The organism is Fundidesulfovibrio butyratiphilus, from assembly GCF_054657235.1.
Genome location: NZ_BAAHXA010000002.1, coordinates 444204 through 463588 on the forward strand (window position 1 = coordinate 444204; position 19385 = coordinate 463588).

General features: G+C 61.3%; 17 protein-coding genes, 1 tRNA gene, 3 pseudogenes and 1 riboswitch. Of the genes and pseudogenes, 8 read left to right on the top strand and 13 right to left on the bottom strand.

What is annotated here, in order from left to right; all coding sequences use genetic code 11:
* Positions 1 to 18 precede the first annotated feature (18 nt).
* The 12 genes and pseudogenes from ACYQ01_RS12990 to ACYQ01_RS13045 form a co-directional block, all read right to left on the bottom strand.
* Complete coding sequence (locus tag ACYQ01_RS12990; RefSeq protein WP_459934287.1) at positions 19 to 198, bottom strand: OmpH/Skp family outer membrane protein; 180 nt, start codon at positions 196 to 198, stop codon at positions 19 to 21.
* Between the two features lie 313 nt (positions 199 to 511).
* Positions 512 to 1415: pseudogene (locus ACYQ01_RS12995) on the bottom strand (transposase); the annotation flags it as partial.
* Between the two features lie 12 nt (positions 1416 to 1427).
* The gene (locus ACYQ01_RS13000; protein WP_459934288.1) at positions 1428 to 1718 is read right to left on the bottom strand and encodes a GIY-YIG nuclease family protein; all 291 of its coding nucleotides are present in this window, start codon (positions 1716 to 1718) and stop codon (positions 1428 to 1430) included.
* A 30-nt stretch (positions 1719 to 1748) separates the two neighbouring features.
* Positions 1749 to 4964, bottom strand: coding sequence for a DEAD/DEAH box helicase (locus ACYQ01_RS13005; protein ID WP_459934289.1), 3216 nt, complete (start codon positions 4962 to 4964; stop codon positions 1749 to 1751).
* Between the two features lie 690 nt (positions 4965 to 5654).
* Positions 5655 to 6008, bottom strand: coding sequence for a hypothetical protein (locus tag ACYQ01_RS13010; RefSeq protein WP_459934290.1), 354 nt, complete (start codon positions 6006 to 6008; stop codon positions 5655 to 5657).
* Positions 6009 to 6044: 36 nt separating this feature from the next.
* The gene (gene metE, locus ACYQ01_RS13015; protein ID WP_459934291.1) at positions 6045 to 8351 is read right to left on the bottom strand and encodes a 5-methyltetrahydropteroyltriglutamate--homocysteine S-methyltransferase; all 2307 of its coding nucleotides are present in this window, start codon (positions 8349 to 8351) and stop codon (positions 6045 to 6047) included.
* A 188-nt stretch (positions 8352 to 8539) separates the two neighbouring features.
* Positions 8540 to 8727: riboswitch (cobalamin riboswitch) on the bottom strand.
* Positions 8728 to 8827: 100 nt separating this feature from the next.
* Positions 8828 to 10462: an SGNH/GDSL hydrolase family protein gene (locus ACYQ01_RS13020; protein ID WP_459934292.1), complete on the bottom strand. Its 1635-nt coding sequence runs from the start codon at positions 10460 to 10462 to the stop codon at positions 8828 to 8830.
* A gap of 175 nt (positions 10463 to 10637) precedes the next feature.
* On the bottom strand, positions 10638 to 11627 hold the full coding sequence (locus ACYQ01_RS13025; protein WP_459934869.1) for a hypothetical protein: 990 nt from the start codon (positions 11625 to 11627) through the stop codon (positions 10638 to 10640).
* A 29-nt stretch (positions 11628 to 11656) separates the two neighbouring features.
* A pseudogene (locus ACYQ01_RS13030) lies at positions 11657 to 11815 on the bottom strand (DUF1156 domain-containing protein); the annotation flags it as partial.
* Between the two features lie 161 nt (positions 11816 to 11976).
* The gene (locus ACYQ01_RS13035; RefSeq protein ID WP_459934293.1) at positions 11977 to 13593 is read right to left on the bottom strand and encodes an RNA/DNA-binding domain-containing protein; all 1617 of its coding nucleotides are present in this window, start codon (positions 13591 to 13593) and stop codon (positions 11977 to 11979) included.
* Between the two features lie 15 nt (positions 13594 to 13608).
* Complete coding sequence (locus ACYQ01_RS13040; RefSeq protein WP_459934294.1) at positions 13609 to 14088, bottom strand: DUF7680 family protein; 480 nt, start codon at positions 14086 to 14088, stop codon at positions 13609 to 13611.
* Positions 14089 to 14204: 116 nt separating this feature from the next.
* The gene (locus ACYQ01_RS13045) at positions 14205 to 14351 is read right to left on the bottom strand and encodes a hypothetical protein (RefSeq protein ID WP_459934295.1); all 147 of its coding nucleotides are present in this window, start codon (positions 14349 to 14351) and stop codon (positions 14205 to 14207) included.
* An 87-nt stretch (positions 14352 to 14438) separates the two neighbouring features.
* Here ACYQ01_RS13045 and ACYQ01_RS13050 point away from each other — a divergent pair.
* Positions 14439 to 15281 (top strand): annotated as a pseudogene (locus ACYQ01_RS13050) (IS5 family transposase).
* Between the two features lie 36 nt (positions 15282 to 15317).
* Positions 15318 to 15614 carry a hypothetical protein gene (locus tag ACYQ01_RS13055; RefSeq protein WP_459934296.1) on the top strand — a complete coding sequence of 99 codons (297 nt, stop codon included), beginning with the start codon at positions 15318 to 15320 and terminating at the stop codon, positions 15612 to 15614.
* Between the two features lie 165 nt (positions 15615 to 15779).
* Here the strand turns inward: ACYQ01_RS13055 and ACYQ01_RS13060 are convergent.
* Positions 15780 to 15851, bottom strand: a tRNA-OTHER gene (locus tag ACYQ01_RS13060).
* A gap of 184 nt (positions 15852 to 16035) precedes the next feature.
* Between ACYQ01_RS13060 and ACYQ01_RS13065 the strand changes: the two genes are divergently transcribed.
* The 6 genes from ACYQ01_RS13065 to ACYQ01_RS13090 all read left to right on the top strand — a co-directional run bounded on the left by ACYQ01_RS13065 (position 16036) and on the right by ACYQ01_RS13090 (position 19367).
* Positions 16036 to 17244 (top strand): tyrosine-type recombinase/integrase, encoded by a 1209-nt coding sequence (locus ACYQ01_RS13065; RefSeq protein WP_459934297.1) that lies wholly within the window; start codon positions 16036 to 16038, stop codon positions 17242 to 17244.
* Positions 17237 to 17515 (top strand): type II toxin-antitoxin system RelE/ParE family toxin, encoded by a 279-nt coding sequence (locus ACYQ01_RS13070; protein WP_459934298.1) that lies wholly within the window; start codon positions 17237 to 17239, stop codon positions 17513 to 17515. The genes ACYQ01_RS13065 and ACYQ01_RS13070 overlap by 8 nt, the downstream gene beginning before the upstream one ends.
* Positions 17490 to 17843 (top strand): HigA family addiction module antitoxin, encoded by a 354-nt coding sequence (locus ACYQ01_RS13075; RefSeq protein WP_459934299.1) that lies wholly within the window; start codon positions 17490 to 17492, stop codon positions 17841 to 17843. Before ACYQ01_RS13070 ends, ACYQ01_RS13075 begins: the two co-directional genes overlap by 26 nt.
* A 96-nt stretch (positions 17844 to 17939) precedes the next feature.
* Positions 17940 to 18428 carry a hypothetical protein gene (locus tag ACYQ01_RS13080; protein ID WP_459934300.1) on the top strand — a complete coding sequence of 163 codons (489 nt, stop codon included), beginning with the start codon at positions 17940 to 17942 and terminating at the stop codon, positions 18426 to 18428.
* A complete protein-coding gene (locus ACYQ01_RS13085) occupies positions 18415 to 18948 on the top strand; it encodes a hypothetical protein (protein ID WP_459934301.1) in 534 nt (177 codons plus the stop codon). The genes ACYQ01_RS13080 and ACYQ01_RS13085 overlap by 14 nt, the downstream gene beginning before the upstream one ends.
* Before the next feature lie 212 nt (positions 18949 to 19160).
* Positions 19161 to 19367 (top strand): helix-turn-helix domain-containing protein, encoded by a 207-nt coding sequence (locus ACYQ01_RS13090; protein ID WP_459934302.1) that lies wholly within the window; start codon positions 19161 to 19163, stop codon positions 19365 to 19367.
* Positions 19368 to 19385: the final 18 nt, after the last annotated feature.

The following is a 19385-nucleotide window of genomic DNA, read 5'->3' on the forward strand; positions in this document are numbered from 1 at the left end:
GGATTATCCAACAGGCTGCTAAACGAGGTGCGGAAGCTGCGGGAAGAGTTTCATTTCGATCTGATCGACCTGCTTGATGATCGCGGCGGTGATGTTGAGGGAGGGGTCGATGTAGGCGAAGCCGTTGATGTCCTGGATGCTGAGCAGAGCGTGGTCCTGGGCGTATTCCGTCAGCACCTTGTTGATTTTGTCCAGCACCGGCTTGAACCGGGTCGCTGTAGCGGTCCAGGGTTTCTTGGACAGTATTTCGTCTCAATCAGGCCGCCTTGCCCATGGCCGCAAGGAGCTTCTTCCGGTACCGCTCTGGCGTCCTGTAGCCATGCCGCCCGATCCGCCAGCGGGTGTTGTAGGTTTCCTTGAAGGCTCACTGCGTGTTGAAAAAGTCGATTCTTGCAGCCTGTTCAAAATACTTGCTGGCAAGGCGCAAGAAAAAATCAAGCCCGAAGCGTAGTTGGCATCCGTTGAGGGTTTGCTTGCTTTTCGCAGCAACGCGCAAGCAAGAATTTTTCAACAAGCTGTTGAGCCCCTCGCGCGAGAAATACCCTTTGTCCGCGACCAGGTCAGCCGAGTCGTCCGGACAGGGCGGTGTGGGAGTGACTCGCCCCAAACATTCCCGGGCCGCTTCCAGCGTCTTTGGCAGCGTCGAGGTGTCGCCCTTGTCCGCTTCGTGGACTTCGACCGCCACCACCGCGCTGCTTCCAGATCCACCGCGTGCTCGGGCTTGTACGCCAAGTGCGTCCGGCCATCCTTCCTCTTGGTGATCTTCGCCTCGGGATCGACCGGAGAACGCCAGTCCTTGTTCGAAAGCGTCTTGCCCGTGCGCTTGCGGTCCATCCGCGCCAGGTCTTCATCCGTCGGAGACTCGAGTCCGCTCTCCTTGCCATGCGCACAAGCCTCTGCCGGTAGCTCTCGCCCGTGTCCGGCGCACGATGGTCTTGAGCGTCGCGTTGGCCTCCATGGTCGAAGCGTCCACGCCGATCCGGGCGCCTATGACCAGTCCCTCTTTGCTCAAGACCTTGAGCGCCCAGGTGAACACCTCCTGGTGGATCGCCAAGGGCAATCGCGATCGTGTCCGGCTGAGCGAGGAATGATCCGGGACAGACTCTTTGGTCGAAAGCTGAAGAACGTCCCGGAGCGAGAGTGAATCGGCGCACCGCCACTCGATGTCTCGTTCGCTGCCGATACCCTCGAAATACCCCCGCCAGGTGCATCCGAAAATACCGCCCAGGCGGAATGGAGGGACGACCCTTGGCTGAGGAGAACGGCTTGCACAGCTTCTCGGCGAAGGCGTCAAGCCCGGATTTGCGCAAAATCTGCTGAAGACGGTCGTAAAAGGCGTGACCGCGCGACCGGGGAATCTCGTCCCAGGCCAGATACATCGTCCCTTGCTGATCGCCTTGACGACCAAGTCCCATCCATCCATTCGTTTAGCCGACCGAATCACAGGGACGCGGACCGACGCTTCGCAAGAACAGAGGCTTTTTCTCCCTTGGCAGACGCTTGACGCGGCATTCAAGCTTGGCGGCTTCTGATCTTTGCCCCACCGAGACGCTGGCGATCAATTCGACTGGTCGCCGCGAGCGCGTATACCGTGCGCCACCGGGCAAAAGGCCGTTATGTTCTTTCAGTCTTCTGGGGATGTCCTTGGTAATTCCGCAATACAAGCTGCCGTCGGAACATTGCACCAGGTAGACAAACCATACCTCAAGATCGCCCATGTACAGCCCCACTTCAAAAGCCGCTCGCGTTCAGGAAAGCAGCAACTCCAGGTTCTCGCGGGTGAGCGCGCCGATCATGGAGGTGGCCCCTTCTTCCAGAATGGCGGCCAGTTCCCGCTTTTCCTTTTGCAGAGCGAGCACCTTCTCGTCGATGGTGTCGTCCGAGACGAGCCGGTAGGCGAAGACTTTTTTCTCCTGGCCGATGCGGTGGGCGCGGTCCACGGCCTGGCTTTCCACGGCCGGATTCCACCAGGGGTCCATGAGAAACACGTAGTCGGCGGCAGTCAGGTTGAGCCCCGTGCCGCCCGCTTTCAGGCTGATGCAGAAGACCGGAGGCCCGGACGAGTCCTGGAACGCGGCCACGCGTTGCTCCCTGGCCTTGGCCGGGGTGCGTCCGTCAAGGTATTCGTAAGCGATGCCTTCGGCCTCCAGCCGCTTGCGTATGAGCGTCAAGAACCGTGTGAACTGGGAAAACACCAGGGCCTTGTGCCCGCCCTCGACCACTTCCCTGAGCAGGCGGACAAGCTCTTCGAGTTTGCCCGATCCGGCGGCCTCCGCCCCCACCAGACCGGGATGGCAGGCGGCCTGGCGCAGGCGCAAAAGCCCTTCCAGCACCTTGATCTTCGAGCGGCCCAGGCCCACTTCGTCCACGGCGCGTAGGATCTCGCACCGGTAGTGCTCCCGCAGGCGGGCGTAGACGGCCCGCTGTTCCTTGGGCATCTCGCACCGGACCAGGGATTCCTGCTTTTCGGGCAGGTCGGTGGCCACGCCTTCCTTGGTGCGGCGCAACACGAACGGCCGGACCAGGCGTTGCAGCAGGTCTTTGGCCGCCTGGTCTCCCTGGGAAACGGGCTTGGCGAACCGGTCGTCGAAGCCGGAACGCGAACCGAGCATGCCGCGGTTCAAAAAGTGCATCTGGGACCACAGTTCGTCCAGCCTGTTCTCCACCGGGGTGCCGGTGGCGCAGAGCCGGTGGTCGGCCTGCAACATGCGCGCGGCCCTGGCGGTCTGGGAGTCGGGGTTCTTGATCGCCTGGCTCTCGTCGAGAATCAGCCACTTCCAGCGGGTCTTTTGCAGGACCGGGGCGTCCCGGCGCAACAGGCCGTAGGTGGTGAGCACCAGATCGTGTTCTTCAAAGGTTTTTACGCGGCTTGCCCGGTCCAACCCGGCGTGCACGAGAACGCGCAGGTCCGGGGCGAAGCGGGTGGCCTCGGCCCGCCAGTTGAAGACCAGCGACGTGGGCGCGACCACCAGCGACGGCCCGGACTGGCCGCGCTCTTTTTCCAGCATGAGCCAGGCCAGCACCTGCACGGTCTTGCCCAGGCCCATGTCGTCGGCCAGGATGCCGCCGAACGCGAACGTCTTCAAAAAGTCGAACCAGCCCAGGGATTCGCGCTGGTAGGGACGAAGCGCGCCCTGCAAACCCACGGGTGGAGCGGGAAGCGTGACTCCGGAGAAGTCCTTCATGCGCTGAAGGCGCTGGGCGAAGTCCCGCTCCAGGGAGACGGCCCGGTCCTCGAACAATTCGTCCAGCAGCGGAGCATGGGCGGCATGGAACCGCAAACCCGCGTTTCCGGTTCGTTCTTCTCCGGCCAACGACAGGCCAGGCGCATGCAAAGACAGCCAGTCTTCGGGCAGCACGCCGGTGGTTCCGTCCGGCAGGTCCAGGGTTTTTTCTCCCCGCAGGAACGCGCGCACCGCCGTGGGCAAGGGCACGATCACGTCCCCGAAGGCCATCGCGCCCTCCAGCTCGAACCAGTCCACCCCGCTGGTCACCCGTATCGGGGAAACCGCGCCAGCAACCAGGGGTTTTCCCGCCCGGCTGCGTACGGTCCACCCTTCCTCGACCAGGGGGGCGAGCGCGGCGAGCATGTGCCAGGCAGAGGCTTCGAGCAGGTATCGCCCTCCCTCCTGCTTCGCGAAACCGGTCCCGAGCAGCCGTTTGTCGAACTGGCGTTCCACCTCGGGCTGGCGGTCGACCCGGGTCCAGGCTTCCATGTCGAGAAGTGACGGGCGCGTGTCCTCGAAGGGAATTTCCGATCCGGCGTAGTCCAGCCAGAGCCGCGCCTCGTGTCCGCCTTCCAGGGCCTCGATTTCCAGACACGGGCGGGGCTGCACGGCGGTCAGGGCCCTCGGCCCCAGAGCCTCGGGCAGTTCCAGGCCGAACGCTTGCCCGTCCTGCGCCAGTTGGAACACCGCCTTGACGTCGGTTTTGGGCACCCGCACCTTGTGCTGCGAGTCGCGGATGCGCTGCACCCACTGCAGGTCGGGACCGGGCAGGCTGTGCAGACGCCCCTCGACAATGCAGTGCAGGGGCTTGGCGTCCAGAAACACGGGGATGCGCGAACAGGGGACCGATTCGTCGCCCAGGCGCACGTGGGGAATGTATTCCAGGTCCGGGCGGCCCTTCGCCAGACAGGCCTTGACCAGGCTGAACTCCAGCCTGCCCTCGAACGGTTCCCCCGCCTCCAGGGGATCGGCGATGATCCTGCCGTCGAAAAACGTCCGACAGCGGCCCGAGGCGGCCAACAGGGGGAGCGTACGGGTCAAGGCCCGGGTGTCGAGCCGGCAGTCCTCAAGGGGTGACGGCTGGGCGGGGGCGTTCCACCTGCCGTAACGAGGAGAGCTTCGCGCGGTCAGGACAACCATGGCCTCCAGGATGGACCGGTCCGTCTCGGACAGGTTCTCGTCGTCAAGCACCTGCGCGGAGGCCGGTGCCACCTGTTTGCCGAGCCCGCCGTTTTTCAGGACAGCTTGCCGCAAGGCCGACAAGGCGACCCGGCCTCGGGAGATGGAAAGCTCATAGCGAAGGACGTACGCGCCGGAGGACGTTTTGGACGCGGTCTCCTTGTTCTGGTTCGACACGGCGGGAAAAAGCAGCTCGCGCCAGGGCGAACCGGTTTTCCCCGGAGCGTGTTGGGCCGGGAAACGCGCTTTCAACTCCGCATCGGCGGCCAAAATGGCCGCCCAGAGGTGCTTGCAGAGATGCCCGCTCATGAAGTGCGAGCATTCGCAGGACGCCCTGGCCCCCCGGCCGGATCTGCCGTCGTCCGCCAGGTCGACGAGGTACTCTTCCGACCCTTCAACGGTGGCGGCGATGGTCCTGGGGTTGGCTTTTTCCAGCGAGACCCGGCCCAGGCGAAAGTATTCCTCCCCGCGCTTGCGAATGGTGGGCGGAAACATGTGCGCGTAACGGGCTTCCCAGGTGGGGTTCGGATTCGCGGTCGGGGAGAATGGTCGTGGCATGGAGCGGCGTTTCCTCGGGCACTGGCGAAGGGGAGCCGATGTGCGTTTCTCTTGCGCGCATTGTTCTCGGGGAGCCGCTCTTTGTCAATCGGGCGGAAAGTTGGACAGGGCCGGTCACGTCCGGGTCGCACATGCTCGTCGTCACGAATGCGGGGACGCACGGGCGCTTGGCTCGGGGCCTGTCGCCAACGCATCGCATTCGAACGAGGCACCACGCGACAGGAGGCATGGCAAGAACGATTCTTTCCGGCTTTTCATGTCTCGGCAACACAACAGCTCGTATCGGCAAGGTGTTTCTAGAGGCCGGCCTATGAAAACCCGCGCGCTTCCTTTTCGGCCTTCTCGGTCATTTCACCTGATCGACCTGCTTGACGATGGCGGCGGTGATGTTGATGGACGGATCGATGTAGGCGAAACCGTTGACGTCCTGGATGCTGAGCAGGCCGTGGGCTACGTCGGACGCCCCGCCGTCCGGGCTTGAGGTCGCTCAGGGGGGGGCCGGCCGCAGTCCATGCGGAACTTTCGGGCTGACATCCCCGGCGCGGGCGGCGTTGTCCCCCTCTGCCCGCGTCAACGAGCCAACGGGGTCTTCTGGCGTGATGCGGCCGGTCGCCGACGCGCGTCAGCCCTTCGCCATCCCTGCCGGGAGGTTCCTCCTGGTCTGCGGGCACAACCGCGAAAGGACCCGGGCTAGCCGCTTTTCTCCGGCGTCAGGTCGACGAAAAGCAGAACCTGGTCCACGCCTTCAGCCTGTCCGCTGGCCGCACGGGCCAGGGCGATGGTGTCCAGAAGGGCCTGCCGGGCCGGGATTTCCCCGGGGCCCGGCAGGACCAGCCGCCAGGCCACGACCCCGAGAAAGGATCCGGCTGCGGACCAGGCAAGGGCGGCCCTGGCCAGGGCTCTGCACAAGCCCAGGACCTGGGCGTCGCGGCCATGGGCGTAAAGCTCCACGACCACGCCAAGATACTGGCGCAGGTTCGTGTCGAGCGGGGGGCTTTCCAGAAAGGCCGTCATTTCACTTTTGCGTGCAGAGTAGTCGCCCATGGTTCCCTGTCTTGGCCAGGACCGCCGCGCGGTCTGTTACGCTTCCAGAACGTCGGCGATCGCGCACGCCTCCAGCTCGGCGCGCACCGTTCGGGCCGCTTCCACCATGTTGGCCAGGGCGGCCAGGGCCTCGGGCCAGTCCCGGGTCTTGAGGCCGCAGTCGGGGTTGACCCAGAGCCTTTCGGCCGGGATCACTTTTGAGGCCAGGCGCAGAAGCTCGGCCATCTCGCGGGCCGAGGGCACGCGGGGACTGTGGATGTCGTAGACGCCGGGGCCGATCTCGTTGGGGTAGCGAAAGACGCGAAAGGCTTCCAACAGTTCCATGCGGCTGCGGCTGGCCTCGATGCTGATGACGTCGGCGTCCAGGGCCGCGATGGCGTCCACGATCTCGTTGAATTCGCTGTAGCACATGTGGGTGTGCAACTGGGTGGCGTCGCCCACGCCGCTCGAGGCCAAGCGGAAGCAGTCCACGTAGGCCGAAAGGGCCTGGTCCCAGTCCCTGCGGCGCAGGGGCAGTCCCTCGCGCAGGGCCGGTTCGTCCACCTGTATCACGGTCGCGCCGGCGGCCTCCAGGTCCAGCACCTCGTCGCGGATGGCCAGGGCGATCTGGCGGCAGGTCTCGGTCTGGGGCTGGTCGTCGCGCACGAAGCTCCAGCGCAGTATGGTCACGGGGCCGGTGAGCATGCCCTTGACCGGCTTGTCGGTGAGCGACTGGGCGAAGCTGGTCCACTTTACGGTCATGGGCGCGGGACGGCTCACGTCGCCGTGGAGCACGGGCGGCTTGACGCAACGCGCGCCGTAGCTCTGCACCCAGCCGTGTCTGGTGAAACAGAACCCCTTGAGGCGCTCGCCGAAGTATTCCACCATGTCGTTGCGTTCGGGTTCGCCATGCACCAGCACGTCGAGGCCGAGCGTTTCCTGCTTGGCCACCACGTCGCGAATCTCCTCGGCGAGAAAGGCATCGTACTGGCTGTTCGAGACAGTCCCCTGGCGCTGCTTGCTGCGCATGGAACGTATCGCGGCCGTCTGGGGAAACGACCCGATGGTGGTGGTGGGCAGAAGGGGCAGCCGCAGGCGCTCGCGTTGGATCGCGGCCCGCTTGGCGTAGGGGGTCGCGCGCCGGCCCATGTCCGGCGTGAGCGTCCGGACCCTGGTCCGCACGGCCGGGTCATTGGCCAGCGGGCTTGCCCGCCTGGCCCGCCAGGCCCGGCGGTTGTCTTCGAGCCAGCCGTTGTCGCCCGCACCCTGGGCCAGGTTGGCCAGACAGCGCACTTCCCGGCATTTCTGCACGGCGAATGCCATCCAGTCCCGCACCTCGGGGGCCAGGTTGTCCTCACCCTCAAGATCGAAGGGTACATGCAGAAGCGAGCAGGAGGAAGCCACCAGCACACGCGCGTCCCCAAGGATATCCATGGCCCGGCCGATGACGGCCAGGGCCTGGTCGGCTTCCACCCGCCAGACGTTGCGTCCGTCCACCACGCCAAGCGACAGCGAGGTCTCCGGGGGCAGATGCGGCAACAGCGCCTCCAATTGGCCCGGAGCGCGGACCAGATCGAGGTGCAGACCGTTCAGGGGCAGGTCTTCGTAAAAGGCGGCGTTGTGGTCCACGGCCCCGAAATAGGTGGCCAGCAAAAGCTTCGGACGTTTGGTGCGGAGCAGAAGCTCCTCGTAGGTCCGGCGGAAGCGTTCCGCCAGGTCCTGGCGCAAATCGGTGGCCAGCACGGGTTCGTCGAGCTGTATCCATTCGCAGACCCGGCTCAGGTCCTCCAGCACGTCGCCGTAGGCCTCGGCCGCGCGATGGAGCAGGTCCAGGGGATCGACGCCCGGCCGGTCGCCCTTGGCCAGGGCCAGAAAGGTGAGCGGTCCGGGCAGTACGACCTTGACCCGGTGTCCGGCCGCCCTGGCCTCGCGGGCCTGGGTCGCCAGGGCCGAGGCGTCAGGGGCGAAGGCCTGGTCCGGGGCCAGCTCCGGCACGATGTAGTGGTAGTTGGTGTCGAACCACTTGGTCATCTCCATGGCCGGCTGGTCGCCGTATTCGGGACCCGCGCCCCGGGCCATGCGGTAATAAGCGTCCAGGTCGCCGGGAGCGGCGCGGCCGAAACGCGCGGGCGCGGCCCCGAGCAGCAGGGCCGTGTCGAGCATGTGGTCGTAGAGGGAAAAGTCGCCCACAGCCACCAGATCGAGCCCGGCGCGGCGCTGTTCTTCCCAGTGGGCCAGGCGCAGGGCGCGGGCCTGGTCTTCGAGGGCCTGGCGGCCGACTCGGCCGGCGAAAAAGCCCTCCATGGCGGTTTTGAGCTCACGTCGCCGTCCCATGCGGGGAAAACCCAGAACGTGCGTCAACATGATCGTCTCCTTGGTCTTTGGTCGCGAGACCGTGACGGATACCCGCACGGGCCACGGACAAGACCCGGCCCCGGGAAGAGTCCCGGCATGAAAAAACCCGCTTTCCCTAGGGAAAGCGGGCCGACGATCACGCACACGCGCGGCACGGGCCGCACGACGGATCGCCCAGGCCCAGGTCGCGAGGCCCAGTGCGGACGACCTTCGAGGCGTCTTCTGGCTTCCGGCGTCAGGCTACGAGCCTGTGATGTCGGCGGCGTCCTTCCCAGGGACTTGCCCCAGTGGTCGCCGCCTGTTCGACCGGTTACAGCAGCGCGTCTGCGACGGACTTGCACCGTCTTCCGTTTCTCGAAGGATTTCCTCAACTGCGAGTTCTCTGTACGGCCTCTGGCAAAAGGCTGTCAACGGACCCGTGCAGGGAAGTGCGTTTGGGGGGAGTGTTGCGCAACCGCAGGTGTCGTGCGAATGGCGTTGTGCCCTCAGAGGCCGGGAAAGGTCTCGTCGTGGCCGAAAATCAGGTCTCCCCCGACGAGCCAGACTTGGGCCTTGCCTGACAGGCGCACGGTCACTTCCGCGCCCGGGGCCAGGGCCGGCAGATACAGGCCGAACCGGTCGGAAAGGCCGGTCCACTGGCCGCTTTGCATGCCGCGCAGGGAAAACACGTCCTTGCCGTTCACCAGCACTTCCACCCGGTCCGAGGGGCCCGACACCCTGGGGAAGAAGAAGGCCGTATGGAGCGTGTAGCGCATGGGGGCGCTGGAGACGGCCGCGGTTGCCGTGAAGAAGGCCAGGCCCGGCTGATCGGTGCGCGCCGGGCGCAGGAACTGACGACCGGAATCGTCCGGAGACTTGACGCCAAGGTTCTCGGTGCGGACCAGCTTCAAGGGGCACGGCGTCTCTCCCGATCGCGGCCAGCCGTTGGTGAAGTGGATGCGGGGGGCCTGGAGCTTGACGGCATTGGCCAGGGCGACCGCCGGATCGGACACCGGGCAGCCGGACGTGAAGCGACGGAAGGAGGGAACTTGCGCCAGCCCCTTGAATACCTCGCGGGCAAGGAGCAGGTTGCCGAGTTTCGTGAAATGGATGTCGTCGAAATAGAGTTCGCCGGCCCGGTCCGGTGTCTTGGCCAGCCAGGCATCGAAGACCGGCTGGGGATTGATGTGCGTTGCGCCCGTCTCCCCGGCCACTGCGGCGTTGGCCTTGGGGAACCAGAGCTTGCCGAAGAGGTAGAGGGGAGTCGAGGCCTGCCGCAGCACTTCGGCGGCTTCAGGACCAGGATGAGGGGTGGCCAACCAGGGGTAGTTTATGATGCCGAAATCGGTTTGGTGCTCCCGACATTCCCGGGCCATGGTCGTGACGTTGTCCTGGTAGCCGAAAGCCTTGATCTTGGCGGCCATGTCCGTCGGGGAAATTTTCGGCTGGGCGAGCTTGACGCCAAGGTACTTGAGCAGGACGTACAGATTGAGGTGCTTGCCGAGAAAGGCGTCGCCGCGCGCCAGGAGACTCGGTTCGCCGCGGGCGTTGGTGAGCCCCAGGAGCCGTTGTTTCTCTTGGATGAAGGCCAGGGAATCCTCCACCACCGTGCTGCACACGAGGTCGTTGACGGCGTCCATGGTCAGGACCAAGTCGGGACGCAGAGCCAGGAGTTCTTCCTTGAGGCGGATGCGCGAGTGCCAGCTGTGGTAACCCATGACTCCGACGTTGAGCACCTCGAAGCGCAAACCGCATCGGGTGTAGACCAGGGCCAGCAGGTCCTCCAGGATCCAGGGAAAGGCGTTCGTCTTGTCCGCGCCCACGCCGTAGGTGGTTGATCCGCCGAGACAGACGATGCGGTAGACATTGTCGGGCTTTTGCCGGGAAAACGTCCGGCCGGTGGAGTCCTCGAACTTGGAGATGTCCCGGTTTTTTGAGACAAGGCGATAGCCGAGCCGCTCGTCGTACTGGACGATGAAGCGGTCATCTCGGCCGTTTTTTGCGTTGAAGATACGGGTCTCGCTCTGTTTGAGCCCGAAGTGGCCGACCACGACCGAGGCGCCCCATTCCATGAGCCCGAAAAGCGCCAGGTTGCCCAGTATCAGGCAGCAAAAAAAGAGGCATTTGCGGGTCAGGGTCATGGACGATAGTCCTTCGTGCCGGGTCGCGACCTCGAATATCTTGCCCTGCCTCGGGCCGGCGTTACCACCCTGTTCATGGAGTCTCTCCTGTGCTTGACGAAGCCCCTGGCCGCGTCGCGCGGACATATCTACTGGAAAGGGGAGCCGGAATCAAATCGCGATCCGGGACAGCCTGTCATGCCCCTGATGCACACGGCGGCAAGAGGGGAAAGATCTGTCGGTTGAGGCGGGACGGCGTGGCTTTGCAAGAGAGAAAAGTCCGGTTGGGCAGCCGGAGCGCAACCGCAGCGCCCCGGGTCGCCATGACCCAGACGGCCGACACGTCGTCCTCCGGCCGAGGGGCACGGTAGCCGCGTTCCCATTTCTCGCGGGGCTTGCCGGCCTTGGTCAGGGTCACGATTTTTTTCTTGTAGACCACGGCGAAGGGCTGTTCGCCCATCTTGCCCGCCTGGGCCTGAGCTTTGATCTCCTCGCCGGGAATGACCAACCCGCAATCCGGATACGGGCACTTGGCGTCACCCCGAGTGACCGTGCCCTCGGAGTGTTCCGTCGTCTTATGAGCAATCTCAAATTGGCAGATACGGCCAGGAGAGGAGGGGCCGCCGCCGACCTGGGGAAGAATCCGCACTCCGATTCCCTCCGGGGTCAGACGCCAGTTGGGGGAAAGAGGGACAAGGCCACCACAGTAAGGGCAGGTGATGGTGCGGGCCCAGATGAAATTGGTCGGAATGGCGTTCTCGAAGGGTTCCGGCGGGAAAAATGGCAGCAAGCGTTCTTCACGCAATTTTAAGTAATAATTTGAAATTCTTTGAAATTTATCGAGGACGGCCAGACCGAAAGTGGAGGGGAATTCCACCGTGCATCGCAAAATGAAGGCCGCAACCGGATTTATGTCGTTAGCGAAGGTATCCAGCTCTACACGCAGCCCCTCGAATGGTATGCTCCCACCACCGGCCGTTGGATCAAGGCACTTCGCCCGTTTTGGGCCAAGCTTGCCGATTTCCTCAGCTACCCAGCCTTTCTCTGCCGACGAAGGTAAGTATTGGAAAGCCCGTTTATAATCGTACGCTGCGCCCTCAAACCGTTCCCCCTTGCGCCGAGCTTCCTTGATCCTCTTCCGACACGCCACCGGATCGCCATGAATTCCCAGCACCCGAAGAAACATCTCGTGATCCGCGTCCTCTGGCAGAGCGAGGCCAGCACAGCCGCCCGGGAGGCAATTAGGGGACGGCGTGCCCACCAGACGTGGAGGCGATTGGGAGCCGGAAACGGCGTCATGGGGGTACGTTCCCGCAGGCTTTCGATGCCGATTTCGGCAATGGGCAGCCAGGACTCGATCAGGCGTTTGGACATGAAATCTTTCCCTTTATTGCGAGCGGCCTTCCACCGGCTGACAGCTCCCCTGAATTTACCCCGGAATTAACCAATCGGCAATTCAACTTTACAAACAAAGCTGAATGATACGTATGGGTTACAGATCTTTCTGGTAAATATTTACCCGAAATTGACCGAACTTAACCATCATTCCCGATCAAATGGTACCACCGGGCTCCCTTGGTTTTACCTATCACCCGGGCCTGGCCGCGCCGCTTCAATTCTTCCAGATAACTGGAGAGCATCCGGGGCTTGACATGCGGGAGCACGGGCTGCAACTCGGCCAGAACACAGCCTTTCGCCCCGCAGGACCGGAGATGGTTGCGCACAAGAAACAGGTTCGTCTCCCGGTCCAAGCCGCGCTTGCGGGTATGCACCCCGGCCTCGCCCCGCATCTCATAGTAGCGACGGGCGAAAATAAACTTGCGCCCCACCCGTTCCAATATTCCCTGCTCGACAAGCCCGTTGGCGCGCCCTTTAAAATCTTTGGGAATCTCCTGATCCTGGCTCACGAAATGGAGCACGGCAAAATCCATGGCGCTAAACGTCCGGTAGCGCTCCGCCCCGACCTCCTCCAGGAACCGAAGTAGGGCCGGGTCATGGATGGTCCCATGCAGACGAAGGTACACATGATGGTCGTCGGTTCGGGAATAGTCGGGTGGCAGCTTGCCGTCCAGGACGGCCAACCGCCACATGCGGTCAACGCCTTGGCCGGAGCGTTCGATCAGGTCCGCTTTTTCAAGCGCTTCGGCAATGCGGCGATTCCGCCACGCCCGCTTGAAGAGCATGTTCTCAATGGTGACGCCAGGCAGCAATCCTCCGGGACTTTCGACCTCGATGAGTCCAGGAAATTGGCGGACGAAGATGGATTCCCGATAGCGGTAATCCCTGTGGCAAACGCCATTGAGCAGGGCCTCGCGGATGACTTCTTCGCGAAACGATGGGATGTCGCGACGGACCATGCCCATCTGGTAGGGATGGACTTCGTTGCGAAGGTTCACCAACGCCCAGAGGCGGTCAATATAGAGGAAAAGCCCTTCCCGGAAGGATTCCCGGACAGCGGGGTCGATATCCCCCTCCGCGTGCCGATATTCGAAAATGATCTCGGCATCCGCCACATAGCGGCTGAGACTTTTGGCGGTCCCAAAAAGGATGAGGGCCGCCCTGGTTACGCCGCCATCGACCAGCAATTCTGCATCCTCCAACAGTTGCCGGTCGGGCAGGTCCAGAAGGTGCGAGCGGTCAGGTTGTTGTCCCCAGAGATGACGGAACTTGTCGATAGCCTCGGGAGACAGATCGGATAAAGTTGCGCCCGGACAAACCTCGGCTGAAAAATCAGGGACCGTTTCCTCAATAATGGCCTGTAGCCGGTCGATGGTCATGGAAACGAGACTGCTGCCTCGTCGCATCAGGAAGCGGCCTTCGTATTCCAAGGCTATTCCCATGGGCCTTGAGGGAATAGCAAAAATGAGCACCCGCCCGCCGGCCCTGGTCTCCTCGAATATCTCGACGTTCAGGCGTGTGGTTTGGTAGATGGCATTTCGGGTGTCGTCGAGGTCGCCGAAGGCTCTGGTTCCAACGACCTGCCTGGGCATGGCGTCCGTTACACCAAGCACGAATTCCCCGCCGCCCTCATTGGCCAACGCGATACAATATCTAAATAATTCCTTCCTATCGAAGGAGTTCTTGGCCTCCTTGAACTCGACATTGGCTCCTTCGGGAGCTTTCAGGAGTTGTGAAAGTTTCTTCGAGAGCATCCTTACCGCCTCGCCTCATTGGGCTTTGGGGTCGATCAACAAAATCCGCAGAGCCATAAGCACCCGACGGGGATTTTTGCGGTGCATGGCCATGCCCAGCCAATAGGCCGCCTCTTCCCTAGCCATGATCTCAATGCCCTGGGCCACGGCTCGCATGTTGTCGCGGTTGCGCATGGGAGCCAGCATGCGAAAAAGCAGGCCAAGATTCAGGGCCAAATCCTCGTCCAAAGGTGAATGCTTTGCGCCGGTCAAAGCAATCCCGCCCAGGTCAACCCCGGCCCTGCCGAGGTGGCGAACAATGCGATGCTCGATGAGTGAAAGGTTGCGACCGCCAAGGCCGGCAATGCGGACCGGTGTGGTGACGTTAGGCGTGCTTGAGGACGGGACCTGCCAGACCTCAAGCTCAAGTCCGAAGGAAGGAAGCTGGCGGGCACGCAGCTCATACTGTGGGACCGTCTTCCCGGAACTATTGCCAGCAACCGCTTTATGACGCATTTTCTAGTCTTGCCTTAGCCCGGGCCGAGACATAAGCCCCCCGGCTCCAAATTTACACAGTTTCTCAGTGAGGATTTCGGGCTCGTCGGCATCAAGCCCGAGACCATCCTCGAAGGTCAAGGAAAATTCGACTTCCAGGTTTTTTCGTCGGTCGCGCGCAGCTGAGGGTCAAGGAAGTCCTTGACTAGCAAAGCATCCGCTATGATGCCGGTGAAGTCCACCCGCAACGTGCTGCCGTCACGCGTCTCGTACTCTCCTTGCATGGAGACCTGCTTTTTAGAGCTTATCCATAAATAATATTGCCTTGGCACACAAGTTTTAGTATGCTTTTCTCCAGTGGAGACAAGCAGATGAGCATAAAATCATGGGAAGTGTCCGACTCGTTCTGGGAGATTGTTGAGCCCCTGACCCCCAGGCCAAAGAGGGACGGGGATAAGCAATATAAACGCAAGGTTGGAGGGGGAAGAAAACCTCTTGAACCGCGTACTGTCTTTTCCGCTATTGTGTATGTGTTGCGGACTGGCATCCAATGGAAAGCGTTGCCCAAGGAAATGTTTGGTAGTCCGAGTGCAGTTCACCGATATTTCAGAGAATGGGAACAAGCTGGATTCTTTCTGGAGCTTTGGCAGCGAGGGTTGTCAGAGCATGATGACATGGAAGGAATCGCTTGGGAGTGGCAGTCAATCGATGGCTGCATGAACAAGGCTCCATTGGCCAAAGAGGGTTCTGGAAAAAATCCCACGGATCGAGGAAAAAAAAGGAACAAAGCGCCATATTCTTGTGGACGGGCGTGGCGTCCCGTTATCGGTCGTCGTCACAGGAGCCAACCGGCATGACGTCAGCCAGTTGAAAGCGGTTTTAGCAAACAAAATTGCAGAGCCGGTGATGGAATCCGAGCGCGAAAATCTATGCGCGGATGCTGGATATGCGGGAGAAGCGCCTCGCAAGGTAATGCTCGCGGCCGGTACGAGCCCCACGTGCGCCCTCGTGGCGAAGAACGGCGAGAGAAGGTGGAAAATCCTTCATTCAAAGCACGGCGATGGGTCGTTGAAGCCTGCCACTCCTGGTTCAACCGGTTCCGCAAGCTGACGATACGCTATGAAAAGCTTGCGGCAACCTATTTGGCATTGATCCACTTGGCGGCGTCAATCATCGCACTACGGAAAATAACCCCTAAAATTATTTATGGATAAGCAATTAATCAATACAACAAAACAAAGGAAAATATTATGTCAAAGAAAAAGTCTAAGCTTCATAAAACAATTTATCTTAGCAAGAAGAATGATGCAAGAGTTGAGTATGCGCAAACTGTGCGCGGCGTGACGTACATTATGTTTAGAAAGGTAAAAGGCAAGCACAATACATACGAGAAAGTTCCAGTACGTGGAGTAGGTGCTCGGTTGCTTGACCTTGGGCTGCAAAGTGTTCCGAATCTCATGCACGGCATAGAGACGATTGACGAGGAGTACGAATTATTTATCAGCCCAAAGTTTAATTTGCCAAGTGATGATGATATCATTCAATAAATAGTTGAGCGGAGTACGGCTGGGGGAGGTCAGATTGGCCTCCCCTTCCTCTTTGTCGCACAAGACGCCGGCCGATTTGCGCTACCGTCAGGGGGAGGGATGTGGACTTCGTGTGGACCAAAGAAAAAGCGGCTTACGTGGTTGACGTAAACCGCTGAATTTTCTTGGCGTCCCCAAGGGGATTTGAACCCCTGTTAACGGCGTGAAAGGCCATTAATATATTTTACCCTGTCTTACTATCCTTCCGCAATATCTCCAATAATCACAGAAGTTCTTTCCCTTGACTTCCCCCCGTCTACCCCCTATTTTTGCCTTGCGTGTGGGGAAGAGTGTGGGGAAACTGTGGGGAAGGATTTCGACGGCTCCCGCGTGAACACCGTCCTTGGCGGCTCCCCTGTAACACCCCGCGAGGAGAGCCGACATGTCCGCTGTCAAGAGAATCAAAACACAGTACCCTGGCGTCACCTACATCGAGGCCAAGGCCACCGGCACGGGCAAGCCCGAGCGCGTGTACTACATCCGCTACCGGCGTGACGGGAAGCTGATCGAGGAAAAGGCGGGGCGGCAGTTTCAGGACGACATGACGCCGGCCAAGGCCAACGCCCTGCGCGCCCGTCGCATTCAGGGAGACGAAGACCCCAACGCCGTGCGTCGGGAAAAGATCAGGGCCGCCAGGGAGGCGGAGGAAAACCGCTGGACCGTCGCCCGCCTGTGGGAGGAGTACAAGCGCCACCATCCCGAGCGACCAGGGGCGCACACGCTGCGCACCGATGACAGCCGCGCCCGCAAGTATCTGCTCCCCGCCTTCGGAGATCGGGAGCCTTCCGGGCTCATCACCCTGGACGTGGACCGGCTCCGTCTGAAGCTGGCCAAGGCCGGCAAGAGCCCCCAGACGGTCAAGCACGTCCTAGCCCTGCTTCGGCGCATCATCCGCTTCGGCGCGGCCAAGGGGCTTGCCGAGGCCCCGGACCCGCACAAGCTCCACATCGCCATTCCCCGAGTGGACAACGAAACCACCGAGGACCTGAACCCCGAAGAACTGGCCCGGCTCCTCAAGGCCCTGTCCGAGGAACCGAACATTCAAATCAAGGGGCTCATGCTCCTGGCCCTGTACACGGGAATGCGGCGCGGGGAGTTGTTCAAGCTCGAATGGCGCGACCTGGACTTCGAGCGCGGGCACATCACGTTGCGGGCTCCCAAGGGCGGCAAGACCTCGCGCATTCCCATGAACGTCATGGCCCGCCAAGTGCTGAAGGAACATCCCAGGACGCCGGGCAGCGCCTACGTGTTCCCCGGCCAGGGGGGCGGACAGCGCACGACGGTTCAGATTGCCTCGAACAAGATCAAGGCCCGCGCCGGCCTGCCCGCCGAGTTCCGCCCGCTGCACGGCCTGCGTCACCTCTATGCGTCCACGCTGGCCTCAAGCGGCGAAGTGGACCTGTACCAGCTTCAGACGCTCTTGACCCACAAGAGCCCGCGCATGACCCAACGCTATGCCCACTTGAGGGACGATGCCTTGAAGCGCGCGTCCGACGTGGCGGGCCGGCTGTTCGGTGAAGCTGCCCAGGAAGAACCCAAGGCCAAGGTGGTCAATCTCGACAGCCGCAACCAGAGTGGTTACAGTGATTAGGAGCTTCAAGCACAAGGGCTTGGAAACGCTTTTCCTGGACGGCTCCACCAAGGGCGTTCAGGCCAAGCACGCCCAAAAGCTGACGGACATCTTGGACCTGCTCGACAACGCCCGCCGTCCCGAGGACATGGGCTTTCCAGGTTCGGCCCTGCACCCGCTGAAGGGAAACCGGGCCGGGTTTTGGGCAGTGAAAGTGTCTGGCAACTGGCGGCTGATATTTCGCATGGAGCAAGGAGACGCCCACGATGTTGACTACCTCGACTACCACTGAACCGTTGCGGCGCAAGATGACGCGCAAGCCGTCCCATCCTGGCGGCATTCTTCGACGCATGTATATGGAGCCCTTGGGCCTGACCGTAACCAAGCTGGCCGAAGCGCTGGGAGTGTCCCGAAAGCATCTGTCCGCCGTGCTCAACGAACGGGCCGGGGTGACGCCTGACATGGCCTTGCGTCTGTCCAGGGCCTTCAACACCACGCCCGACCTCTGGTTGAACATGCAGCAAGCACATTCCCTGTGGTGCGCCGAACATGAGGCGACCGGATGGGAACTCGTGGAACCCGTGCCCACGGCGAAGGCGGACGCGCCAGCCGAGGCGTAGAACAATTTCCCCGCCCTAGGATAGGCCATCCGAAAAGCCGCGTCCCTGGCGGCCTGGGCGGGGATTCATTCAGGGATGAAGCCGAGGGGGCTTAGAATGGGAAGCGTTGAGCTTCAGAAAGAGCAAGTACTTTCCAGTAATGACATTGAACTTGCCGAAGACGTTCGGAAACGATGGAATGAAGACAATCCAGATTTTGGGGAAAGACTGCAACAATATGACTTCACGTTGTTTCTTTGCCGCAAGCAGCCAAGAATAAATCCAAAAGGCGAAAACATATACCTTTGCACTCACATAGCTCAACTTGATTGGAAGTATGACGACTGGTGTGATTTAGATGGGATATATCTCGTTAGACCTGAAGTTGTTGCGCACGAGAAACAATGCCCATTTTTAACGTACCCTATAGCCACGGATAACAACACAAACGAAATAATTGAAGACTATGAAACATCAAACACAACCTTCTTAACTTCGGACTGTCTTTGTAAGAGGTGGAATATAAGCCCTGCACAGCTCGTAAAATTGATCCAATCAAACGAACATCTCCCGGTGTACTGGAGGATTGTCAATGTCCCGTTCTGACTTTGAAGGGTTGCGCCAGTTTGATAATTTGATTTTCGATGTGCATAATCTTGATTCAGCATTGTTCCATCTCAAGGATATTGAGCAGTTTGAATCGGAACACCCCGAACTTTTTTCAAAAGCTCCGTCTGCTCAATCTCCCAAGCGGATTGCCGAACTCGAAACCCAGCTTGCCCAGGCCCGCCAGGAAAACGAGCGCCTGACGCAAGAGATTGAGCGCCTGAAGGCTGGCACAAACGAAAACGACATGCCGGCCCCCAGAACCGCCCCGGCCAATGAGGCACGGGCACAAACTACAGCAGGACGGTGGGCAGGACGCCTTCAGCAAGCCGTTAGCCTTGCCGTGGAGTGCGCCCAAGCGGGGAAAGCCTGTTCCTACCTTCAACACGAGCAAATGTGGGAAACACGTTTTGGCTCTAGGCCTGCTCGTGAAGCACTCCGCGCAATGCGTCGGGGGCTCCCGGATGACTTGGTTGACGGCGACCGCGATCCCCCTGCCGTATCGTTGGAGCCCGCGTAAATCCTTAGCTTCTCCCCTTCCCGCTCCCCCCGCCGTATCGTGCTTCCCCGCGCCGCGCCGTGAACAACCCGCCTCACGACGCGGCGTACCTTTTTCACGATACGGCAGAGGGTTACGATACGGCGTACCTCGATTTTTCTTCGCCTAGGTGTTCTCCAATCAGAAGTTTAACCCGGCCCCACCGGGCCGAAACTTCCACAAGGAGAATCGCCATGGGTAAAAGTCTCAACACCAAAGACGCGGCGGCCTTTCTGGGCTTGTCCGCCGGGACCCTGGAAGTCTGGCGAAGCCAGGGCAAAGGCCCCAAATACGCCAAGCTGGGGCGGCGCGTTCTGTACGATCCCGCCGACCTGGAATCCTTCCGCAACGCCCGCAAGGTTCTGACCATCGACACCATGCCCGAGCGGGCGGGCCGGTAGGGGGCTCCCGATGCCGAA